At 76.0% G+C, this 758-nt stretch carries 1 protein-coding gene; it reads right to left on the reverse strand.

Features of this window, described 5'->3' with window-relative positions; all coding sequences use genetic code 11:
* Positions 1-35: 35 nt before the first annotated feature.
* Positions 36-704 carry a hypothetical protein gene (locus D7V80_RS01160; RefSeq protein WP_120586416.1) on the reverse strand — a complete coding sequence of 223 codons (669 nt, stop codon included), beginning with the start codon at positions 702-704 and terminating at the stop codon, positions 36-38.
* Positions 705-758 lie beyond the last annotated feature (54 nt).

Consider the following 758-nt stretch of genomic DNA (forward strand, 5'->3'; position numbering starts at 1 on the left):
ACCGGGGGACGCCTTGGCCCTCCTGTCAGGCGGCGCTACGAAGTGGCTGGCCCCTCCCCCTGCCGGCGGCGGCGCCAGGCCGCGTACGACACCAGCAGGGCCCCGGCCAGGGTGCCCGCCAGCGCCCCCGCGAGCCGCCGGGAGACGACACCCGCCACCGGAGCCTCCATGCGGAAGGTCTCCAGCGAGGCGCGCACTCCGGGGGCCAGGGCGTCCCAGCGGGCGGCGGGCGCGCTGACCGTCACCACGGCGTGGCGGCCTTCGGAGGCCAGCCCCGTCACCAGCACCGTGCGCACCTGCCCTGCTTCACGCAGCGTCCCCAGCACCTCCACCCGGGGCACCGGTCCACCCACGCGGTCCACGCGCTCCGGCGTCAGCGCCACGCCCAGCTCGCGTTGGAAGTGCTGGACCACGGCGGTGGAGAAGGAATCACGCTCGGAAGGACTGGCGGAGAAGTCCCCGTCCACCACGGCGATGAGGAACGTGGCCGCGTCCGGGCCCTCCCCATCCGCCAGCGCCGCGGACAGGCCGCGCGTGCGCACGCCGTCCCCCGACACCGCGCCCACCTGGGAGCCGGTGTAGCGCTCCCAGCGCGCCATCCGGAACGTGTCCGGAGGCCGGAAGCTGTAGCCGTCCCGCCGCAGCTCCGTGCCGAGCGCACCGGACAGCGACAACCACACACCGGTGAGGACGGGCAGGAGCACGGGCCCCGAGGATAACCCCGAAGCCCGCGCCACGCCCGCTCCCCTGCCCCGCCG

Origin of the sequence: Corallococcus sp. CA054B, assembly GCF_003611625.1 — a bacterium.
Lineage (GTDB): Bacteria > Myxococcota > Myxococcia > Myxococcales > Myxococcaceae > Corallococcus > Corallococcus coralloides.